The sequence below is a fragment of the Mesorhizobium sp. M7A.F.Ca.ET.027.02.1.1 genome, assembly GCF_004022985.1.
In the GTDB taxonomy this organism is placed as follows: Bacteria; Pseudomonadota; Alphaproteobacteria; order Rhizobiales; family Rhizobiaceae; genus Mesorhizobium.
This window is the reverse complement of the sequence record NZ_RZOL01000409.1, coordinates 1-5,444: the sequence shown is the minus strand read 5'-3', so window position 1 is coordinate 5,444 and position 5,444 is coordinate 1. Positions and strand designations below refer to the sequence as shown.

Annotated in this window: 8 protein-coding genes; 7 read left to right on the top strand and 1 reads right to left on the bottom strand. The window is 62.6% G+C overall.

Annotated elements, in window-relative coordinates:
• Positions 1 to 677 (top strand): tRNA (guanosine(37)-N1)-methyltransferase TrmD (gene trmD / locus EN749_RS29855; protein WP_128364504.1); only part of this gene is annotated, 677 nt, incomplete at its 5' end.
• An 81-nt stretch (positions 678 to 758) separates the two neighbouring features.
• Complete coding sequence (locus tag EN749_RS29850; protein WP_127808706.1) at positions 759 to 1,226, top strand: hypothetical protein; 468 nt, start codon at positions 759 to 761, stop codon at positions 1,224 to 1,226.
• Between the two features lie 50 nt (positions 1,227 to 1,276).
• Here the strand turns inward: EN749_RS29850 and EN749_RS29845 are convergent, their stop codons facing one another.
• A complete protein-coding gene (locus tag EN749_RS29845) occupies positions 1,277 to 2,029 on the bottom strand; it encodes a sulfite exporter TauE/SafE family protein (protein WP_128364503.1) in 753 nt (250 codons plus the stop codon).
• Between the two features lie 328 nt (positions 2,030 to 2,357).
• On the opposite strand from EN749_RS29845, the gene rplS reads away from it, so the two are divergent.
• The 5 genes from rplS to EN749_RS29815 all read left to right on the top strand — a co-directional run.
• Complete coding sequence (gene rplS / locus EN749_RS29835) at positions 2,358 to 2,909, top strand: 50S ribosomal protein L19 (protein WP_013528861.1); 552 nt, start codon at positions 2,358 to 2,360, stop codon at positions 2,907 to 2,909.
• A gap of 155 nt (positions 2,910 to 3,064) precedes the next feature.
• Entirely contained in the window at positions 3,065 to 3,478 is a 414-nt protein-coding gene (locus tag EN749_RS29830; protein WP_127267363.1) for an organic hydroperoxide resistance protein, read from the top strand.
• Positions 3,475 to 3,984, top strand: a complete 510-nt coding sequence (locus EN749_RS29825; RefSeq protein ID WP_128364502.1) for a MarR family transcriptional regulator — start codon at positions 3,475 to 3,477, stop codon at positions 3,982 to 3,984. Before EN749_RS29830 ends, EN749_RS29825 begins: the two co-directional genes overlap by 4 nt.
• Positions 3,985 to 4,161: 177 nt before the next feature.
• Positions 4,162 to 4,959 (top strand): transporter substrate-binding domain-containing protein, encoded by a 798-nt coding sequence (locus EN749_RS29820; RefSeq protein WP_128288553.1) that lies wholly within the window; start codon positions 4,162 to 4,164, stop codon positions 4,957 to 4,959.
• 66 nt (positions 4,960 to 5,025) lie between these two features.
• A partial coding sequence (locus tag EN749_RS29815) for an ABC transporter permease subunit (RefSeq protein WP_145991053.1) occupies positions 5,026 to 5,444 on the top strand: 419 nt, incomplete at its 3' end.

Below are 5,444 nucleotides of genomic sequence, written 5' to 3'. Positions count from 1 at the left end.
CGCTTTACCCCGAAATGTTTCCCGGCGCGCTCGGCCTGTCGTTGGCCGGCCGGGCGCTGGAGGCCGGGACGTGGTCGCTGGAGGCGATCCAGATCCGCGACTTCGCCACCGACCGCCATCGCACCGTCGACGACACGCCCGCCGGCGGCGGCGCCGGCATGGTGATGCGCGCCGACGTGCTGGCGAAAGCCATCGACCATGCTTCGCCGGAAGGCGACGCGCGGCCACGGCTGCTGATGAGCCCGCGTGGCAAGCCGCTGACCCAGGCGCGCGTGCGCGAACTGGCCGCTGGGCCAGGCGCCGTCATCCTGTGCGGCCGCTTCGAGGGCGTCGACCAGCGGGTGATCGACGCGCGGGGATTGGAGGAGGTCTCCATCGGTGACTTCATCCTCTCCGGTGGCGAGCCGGCAGCGCTCGTGCTGCTCGATGCGGTGGTGCGGCTGTTGCCCGGCGTGATGGGCAACGCGGTGTCGGGCGAGGAGGAGAGTTTCGAAAACGGCCTGCTCGAACATCCGCACTATACGCGGCCGCAGGAGTTCGAGGGCCGTGACATTCCCGAGGTGCTGATCTCGGGCAATCACAAGAAGATCGCCGCTTGGCGGCGGGCGGAGTCGGAGGCATTGACGAAAAAGCGGCGTCCGGATCTTTTGAGAGGTGGCAGGACCAGCAGTGTTTGAAGAAGAGACCATTCTCTTATTTGACTGCCTCGACTTCTGTGAGAATTGAGCGCTAGTCTCCCTAAGCATTTGGGGGGATTCATGCAAAAGAGCTTCGTTTATTTGGCTATGTCTGTATTGGCGGGCTGCGCTTCGGCAAGCACGGTTCAGACGTCGCGCGATACGGCTATAGTTCAGTCGAGCGCGGCGCCCGCTTGTGGGGGCATCGGCGCATCGAAGGTTGCGGCAAAGGAGGCTGCGATAGCCACGCTCAAAGCCGGCTTCGACAGCTATGTGATTTTCAACGGTGCCTCCGAGAGTAACATTGCCGTTGTACAAGGTCCGGGTACCTATAACACGACGGCCGTCGTCAGCGGATCGATGGTGAATGCGACAACAACTTATCAGCCAGGTATGCCAATGGTTATTGGACATCACGGGCAATCATTCGCAATCAAGATGTTCCACGATGGAGACCCTGGATCAGAGAGTGCGCTTTCTGCAAAAGCCGCTCTCGGGCCGGATTGGCAAAAGCAGATGAACAATCCCGTTCTTACTTGTGTTGGTTAGTCGATTGCGCGGAGAGCGACCAGCACGCGTTCTTCGCAGTTTGGCCCGGCTCAGCCTTTCGTGAAATAGTAGAAAGCCAAAAACAGGCCGACGGCGACGACAAAGCCGCGCACCGCGTTTTGCGGCACGCGCTTGGCGGTCCAGACGCCGGCATAGCCGCCGAGCGCGCCGCCCGGGATCATGATGATCGCCTGCGGCCAGGCGACGACGCCGCCCGAGACGAAGACGACGATAGCGACCGCCGCGATGACCATGGCCAGCATGTTCTTCAGCGCGTTCAGCCGGTGATAGTCGCCGGCCTGGGTGAGGCCGAGCGTCGCCAGCATCATCACGCCCATGCCGGCGCCGAAGAAGCCGCCATAGATGGCGGTGAGAAACTGCGCCAGGGAGCCGGCGAGCGAGCCCACCGCCGCTTCATGACCGGGCTTCGGCACTGGTTTCAGCCAGGGGCCGGCTGCGAACAGGGCTGTCGCGGCCAAGAGCAGCCACGGCACCAGAGCGCGAAACGACGGATTGTCGAGCGCCAAAAGGATCAGCGCGCCGGCCAGTGCACCCACGGCCGAAATCAGGCACAGCAGCAGCGCGCCGCGCCAGAAATGCCTGATATCGGCCGAGTAGGCGAGGGTCGAGGTTATGTAGCCTGGAAATTGCGTCACCGAGGAGGTGGCGTTGGCGACGATCGGCGGCAGGCCGACCAGCGTCATGGCGCCGAAGGTGATGAAGGTGCCGCCACCGGCGACCGCATTGGCGGCGCCTGACAGAAAGCCCGCCAGAAACAGCAGGATGGCATCGAAGACAGACATGAATTGCGGCCGCTCAAAACTGTGTTATTTCAGGCTTAGAAAGCCTGAACGACCGGCGCAACCCGGCACGGCAGGATTACGATGGTGCCATGCGAGCAGAAAATGCGCTGCCAAGGCGTGACAAAGCGGCGAAATAGCTGTATGTGCCCGCCCGTACCGGCCAGAAAGAATCTGCCGGACCCGTCAACAATGACGGTGTAGTCGCCCCTGCCTGATGTTTCAAAGACAAATGTCTTGGAGACAAAAGGCATAGCCAAGCGGTCAATGGAACTGCAAGGCGAGTGTCGGACGCTCTGACTGTCGGAAGAACAAGAAGTGGACTTTTGAGATGGATATTCTCCGTCAGCTCGAGGCCGAACAGGCCGCCAAGATCGAAGCCAAGCGCAAGCTTCCCGAATTCCAGCCCGGCGACACCGTGCGCGTCCAGGTCCGCGTGACCGAAGGCACCCGCACCCGCGTCCAGGCCTATGAGGGCGTCGTCATCGCCCGCGCCGGCGCCGGCTTCCAGGAGAACTTCACGGTTCGCAAGATTTCCTACGGCGAAGGCGTCGAGCGCGTGTTCCCGGTCTACTCGCCGATGGTTGAAGGCGTCGAGATCGTTCGCCGCGGCAAGGTGCGTCGCGCCAAGCTCTATTACCTGCGCGATCGTCGCGGCAAATCGGCCCGTATTTCGGAAAACACCGGCGTGCGCGCCCGCAAGCTGAATGATGAGGAGCGCGATGCGCTGAACGCCGAGAAGGCCCGCATCGAGGCCGAGAAGGTGGCAGCAGCCGAGGCCCTGGCCGTCGAGAAGGCCGCCCAGGACGCCGCCGAGAAGAAGGCCGCCGCCGAAGCCGAAGCAGCAGCCAAGGCCGCCGCGGAAGCGACCCCCGCCGAATAAGGTTTTCGGACATCCCATTCAAAAAGGCGGCTTCGGCCGCCTTTTTCGTTTCACCGGACTGTGAACGCTTTCAGCGCCAGACACAGGAGCCGGCTGTTGACGGCGCATTATCTTGTGCACTAAATAATCGTGCACAAGGTAATTGGAGATTTGATATGGCACTCTACACCACACAGGCTCACGTCACCGGCGGCCGCGCCGGCCACGGCGAGACCAGCGACGGTCTGCTCAAGGTCGATCTGGCAATGCCCAAGGAGCTCGGCGGGCCGGGGGGCGCCACCAATCCTGAGCAACTGTTCGCAATCGGCTATGCCGCCTGCTTCGAAAGCGCCATCCGCTTCGTCGCGCGCAAACAGAAGCTGTCGCTGACGGATGCCGGGGTAACCTCCACCGTCAGCCTGCTTCCCAATGGCGAAGGCTTTAAGCTCGGCGTCGCGCTCGCGGCGGAAACGAAAGGCCTTGATCAGGCGGCGGCGGAAGCGCTTGTATCGGAGGCGCACAAGATCTGCCCCTATTCCAACGCCATCAGGGGCAATGTCGACGTAGCGCTTTCGGTAAAGGCGGCATGACGGAAAAGACGACAAGGAGCACCAGCGACGTCCCGGCGGAGGCCACCGGGACGTTTCACGTTCCGCGGCTCGACCAGCAGCTGTGCTTCGCGCTCTATTCGGCAAGCGGGCTGATGACGAAGCTCTACCGCCCGCTGCTCGATCCGCTCGGCCTGACCTATCCGCAATATCTGGCCATGTTGGCGCTGTGGGAACGAGCTCCAAGCACGGTTGGCGAGCTTGGCGAAGCGCTTGGCCTGGATTCCGCGACGCTGACGCCGCTGCTCAAGCGGATGGAGGCTGGCGGACTGGTCACACGCCGGCGCGACCCCGCCGACGAGCGCCGGGTTATGGTCGAGCCGACAGCGAAGGGCCAAGCGTTGCGTGAGCAGGCTAAAAGCGTGCCGGCGGCGATGCTTTGCAACCTGCCGCTGGATGCCGACGAGTTGAAATCCCTGCACCGCACGCTGACGCGGTTCGTCTCCGGCTTGCGCAAGGCAGATGCCGGCATCGCGAAGCGGAGCTGATCGCTGCCGCGACACCGTTCATTCCTGAATCCCGGAAATGAAGGCACTGGAATCCGCTTTCGCGCATCCTGACGCAGCGGACCGTCTTGCATGACGCTTGCGGAAAGCTAAAGTCGGCGCCGTATTTTCCTGCAAGCCCGGCCATGTCCGGGTCCGTCAATTTCCGGGGAGTGTGTCATGACCAAATCGAAACTGCTGCTGGCAGGCCTGCTTGCCCTCGTCCTGACGCCCGTTGCCGCCTTTGCGCAGGCGCTGCCCGACCTCGGCGGCAAAAAGGTGGTGGTTGTGACCGAAAACGCCTATCCGCCGCTGCAGTTCATCGATGCCAAGACCGGCAAGCAGATCGGCTGGGAGTATGACGCGATGAACGAGATCGCCAAGCGGCTGAATTTTGCCGTCGAATACCAGAACACCTCCTGGGACGCGATGATCCAGGCGGTTTCCGACAACCAGTACAACATTGGCATGACCGGCATCACCATCAAGGACGATCGCAAGGAGAAGGTCGATTTCTCCGACCCCTATATGCGCTCGGAACAGTTCATGCTGGTGCGCGGCGATGAGAGCCGCTTCACTGACGCCAAGACCTTCGGCGACTTCAAGGACGGGCTGATCGGCGCGCAGGCCGGCACCACGCCCTTCTACACCGCCGTCTATAGCGTGCTCGACGGCAATGAGCAGAACCCGCGCATCAAACTGTTCGAAACCTTCGGCGCGACCGTGCAGGCACTGAAGTCCGGTGACGTCGATGTCGTTTTGACCGATGGCACCGCTGGCAAAGGCTATGTCGACGCCTCCGAGGGCAAACTGAAACTGATCGGCGGGCCGCTCGGCACCGAGGATTTCGGTTTCATTTTCCCCAAGGGTTCCGACCTGGTGAAGCCGATCAACGCGGCAATCGCTGCGTTGAAGGCGGACGGGACGTTCGATGCGCTAAACAAGAAATGGTTTCTTGATTACAAGATGGGGCAGTGATTTCCCGCTGACTTCGCGCTTGAACGCCCTCCTCTGCCCCCACGTCTGCTTGGCCGGCATCGCCTGATGGCAACGCCTTCCTCTTCGTCCAAAGCCGACTTCCCCTGGTGGCTTGTCGTTGCCGCAGCCCTCGCGATCGCGGTGGCCGTCTTCGTCGCCACCAGCAACCTCTATGCCCAGGTGTTCGCCACGGTCGCCAAGGGCATCGGCGTCACCATCTTCGTCACCGTGATCGCCTTCGTGCTGGCCTCGGCCATTGGGCTCGGCATCGCGCTGATGGGAATGTCCGGTTCGCGCTGGCTGCGCCAGATCGCGCGCTTCTATGTCGAGATCATCCGCGGCGTGCCAATCCTGGTGCTGCTGTTCTGGATCGCCTTTGCCGGCGCGCCGGCCTTCGTCGCGGCCTGGAACGCGCTGACCGCGCCGCTGCAAAGTGCCGGCCTGTTCGGCGAGCTTTTGGTGCGCGACGTGTCGCTGCTCTGGCG

Bases quoted from the DNA above. Each gene is read 5' to 3' on its own strand.
- EN749_RS29850 (WP_127808706.1), top strand. From the start codon at position 759: ATGCAAAAGAGCTTCGTTTATTTGGCTATGTCTGTATTGGCGGGCTGC.
- EN749_RS29845 (WP_128364503.1), bottom strand. From the start codon at position 2,029: ATGTCTGTCTTCGATGCCATCCTGCTGTTTCTGGCGGGCTTTCTGTCA.
- rplS (WP_013528861.1), top strand. From the start codon at position 2,358: ATGGATATTCTCCGTCAGCTCGAGGCCGAACAGGCCGCCAAGATCGAA.
- EN749_RS29830 (WP_127267363.1), top strand. From the start codon at position 3,065: ATGGCACTCTACACCACACAGGCTCACGTCACCGGCGGCCGCGCCGGC.
- EN749_RS29825 (WP_128364502.1), top strand. From the start codon at position 3,475: ATGACGGAAAAGACGACAAGGAGCACCAGCGACGTCCCGGCGGAGGCC.
- EN749_RS29820 (WP_128288553.1), top strand. From the start codon at position 4,162: ATGACCAAATCGAAACTGCTGCTGGCAGGCCTGCTTGCCCTCGTCCTG.